The sequence below is a fragment of the Vibrio sp. 99K-1 genome (assembly GCF_013114585.1).
GTDB classification, from domain to species: domain Bacteria; phylum Pseudomonadota; class Gammaproteobacteria; order Enterobacterales; family Vibrionaceae; genus Vibrio; species Vibrio chagasii_B.
Window position 1 is genome coordinate 1 of the sequence record NZ_VTXF01000057.1, and the last position, 2804, is coordinate 2804.

The window sequence follows — 2804 nt, forward strand, 5'->3', positions numbered from 1 at the left end:
AAATGATGCTAGCGGCATCAATATTAAATCGATTAACGCAGCTTGGTATGCCCGAGAGCTACCGAGTCGCCTAGTGATATCAAAAGACAGGCCGGGTTGAGTACGGAAACAAAGCCCTTTCACACATACCACTTGAGAATAACTATACGATAGAGCCCTTTCTTGAAGGTAAGGAAGCCTTTAGAATCCTTACCTTCAAATTAACGCTGTTACAACAACTTAAGGAAGCCAAGCGCTCTTTGGTCATCCGAAATTTCTAGGTTTGGCGCATAACGCTTAACCGTCATATGTCCTTTGTCATCTTTAGATATCAATACCGAGTTACCATCAACGGAAAAACCAAGTAGATACTTCATCGCTTTTTGAACACTCCCAGAATTGCCGACTAAAATTAGGTTCTTATAGGAATCCAAGGTACCCTTGTCATAATCTCCATTATCTAGAAGAGATGTATCAACAATCAACACGTTTTTATGGCTGATGTCTATAGCTTTTTGTTTTTCTAGCTTTTCTGCAGTGAGTAATAAGCTTTCAACGAAAGTATCAGCGGTTGGGACATATTGTTCAAATGTAGCCCCAAATGCACTCATTGACATCAGTGTCAATAGTGAGGTAAGCAACAAACTCTTATTCATGATAACTCCTTAATTTAACAGTCCAGTTTTAGCTTGACGAAAACCTTCTTTACAAATGGTGTCTAGCTTGATGATAGATCCTCTAGAAATAGCTGTAACTGGTTGAGGGTTGTCGGTGTAACCTCCCTCATGAGTTTCAATTACATCACTGAAGCTATTTAAACCATCATAAACAGTCAAGGCCGTGCGTGCTAAGTCGTACGTGGTCATAAACCACATTTCTCTCTCACTGCTTTCAGGACAGTTTTGTGAAGTTATGGTTTCTTGCCAGTCTACCTGGTTGGATAAATCAATATTCTTCCAACTTTCTTCACCAATTACAGTGTTCGCATTAGCAAATCGGTCGTCCATTTCTCCACTTTTCTCCAAAGAGGCCTCACTTCTTACGCCTTTTAGAATTATAGGGTCTATACGATACTTCCAGACAGCACCAAAGTTATTCCTCAAGTCATTCCTATCTAGAGAAGTAATTTCCCCCTCTTTCGAAAACTCCTCTGAAAACTCTTGGCTCACGGATATATCAAATCCAGCACTAGGGCCTTCTCCAGAAATGTCTCCACCAGCTGAGAGACTCATTCCAACAGTGCTGCTTGTTCCATGAGTATAGCTTGATGTCGAATCACTCTGGGGGTACATAAACGGAATATAAAAGTTATTGGTGTTACTCTCTCCACCAGGAAGGCATCGAGGATCAGCATTACCATCAGTCGTACATACTTGATAGTAGAAATGAGGAAGAACTTGCTCAATAGCGGTTGAAGTAACTGATTGCTCAGTAGCCTGTAAATATTGAATAGCATCCTCTTTGACTTCCTCATATAGTTCTTCATTACTCCGATCTATTAGAAAAGTTCTAAAACTACTGTTATGCCAAGTATTGGATAGAATATTAGCCCCAGAATTACCCCTATACCAAAAAGTAGGCATAATGGCCCCGTCGGAACTTGGAGAACTATCATCTTGAGTGAACATCTGTCCATAGTCCCCCCAGTGATCATCGTGCCCTGGGCCAATGTTATCATCGTAGTTATATTGACCATATTGTTTCACGAGGGAGGCATCCGATAAATTATAGAGCATATAACGAGCTCTTTTTGTATTTGCCACTGACTCTGAGAGTAAAACGAGAGCAACTTTCTCAGTAACATCAACTTCCTCATCCAACCAGTACTCCCACCGAGCAGCAACTCCCCAGCTTTCACTGTCCTTAATATCATTAAACTTCAACGTAGGATAGCTAGTTTCGACTGTTACAGCTTTACAAAAGTCTTTACTTACAGTCGAATCTGGATATCCATTTGTCTGTAGCCACTCATTCGCTTGGGTAGTAAGACTATTAAATGTCTGACATACGGCCTCAGGATCTACTGAGTTAGCAACACTATCGAACACTTCAGCAGAACCAGTAAACATAGGAGGGGGGGAGCTATTCTCGGCTGCGACAACTGGACTAGTTGCGAGCATCAACAGGTAGTATTTGTTTAGCTTCATAATTCAACTCCTTTAATGGGATTAACGCAATAAATACTAAAAATAAGCCAGACCACTAATACAATAACCTTTTAAACAAAGTTAATAGCAACTGCACTCACATACATTAGAACGTTAAACCTCTGTTACCACTAGTGATAGTTTATAAAATAATATCAATATATATAAACAGCCTTGCATACAGCTTTGTAGACTTGACCAGAATTACTGAAGTGGTCAAGTAAAACTGGCCACAGTTTTATAAGGGAACCAGAACTGTCGTTCTGACTCATTTGGTGTTAATCCACCGTTATATTGATGTGGACGATGCTGGTTGTAATAACCAACTAGGTAATCCGTTATTGCTTGCTGTGGGCTTTGTTTCCGTACTCAACCCACCCTGCCTTTTGATGTCATTAGGCAGCTCGGTAGCTCTCGGGCATACCAAGCTGCGTTAATCGATTTAATATTGATGCCGCTAGCATCATTTCTTGTTGTTGATTGTTAAACTCTCTACTGTGTAATTTGGGGCCAATAATTGTTTTGTAACGGTGCATCGCATTCTCTGACACATTCCTCTTACCATACTGCTTTTTCTTTTGCCATCGCATGGGACCTAAGGCAGAATACGCCACCAAACTACTCATCCTTTTAGTGTTATGAGCGTCGTCTGCATACAGATTTTCTTTGGGAGGAATG

Annotated in this window: 2 protein-coding genes and 2 pseudogenes; all 4 read right to left on the minus strand. The window is 40.7% G+C overall.

What is annotated here, in order from left to right:
* Nucleotides 1–209 precede the first annotated feature (209 nt).
* Complete coding sequence (locus tag F0228_RS25550) at nucleotides 210–635, minus strand: hypothetical protein (protein ID WP_171763051.1); 426 nt, start codon at nucleotides 633–635, stop codon at nucleotides 210–212.
* 9 nt (nucleotides 636–644) lie between these two features.
* Nucleotides 645–2126, minus strand: a complete 1482-nt coding sequence (locus F0228_RS25555) for a hypothetical protein (RefSeq protein WP_171763052.1) — start codon at nucleotides 2124–2126, stop codon at nucleotides 645–647.
* Nucleotides 2127–2342: 216 nt separating this feature from the next.
* Nucleotides 2343–2474, minus strand: a pseudogene (locus tag F0228_RS25560) (IS3 family transposase); the annotation flags it as partial.
* Nucleotides 2475–2521: 47 nt separating this feature from the next.
* Nucleotides 2522–2804, minus strand: a pseudogene (locus F0228_RS25780) (IS5/IS1182 family transposase); the annotation flags it as partial.

Excerpts from the sequence above, each read along its gene's own strand:
- F0228_RS25550 (WP_171763051.1), bottom strand. The coding sequence starts at position 635 with ATGAATAAGAGTTTGTTGCTTACCTCACTATTGACACTGATGTCAATG.
- F0228_RS25555 (WP_171763052.1), bottom strand. The coding sequence starts at position 2,126 with ATGAAGCTAAACAAATACTACCTGTTGATGCTCGCAACTAGTCCAGTT.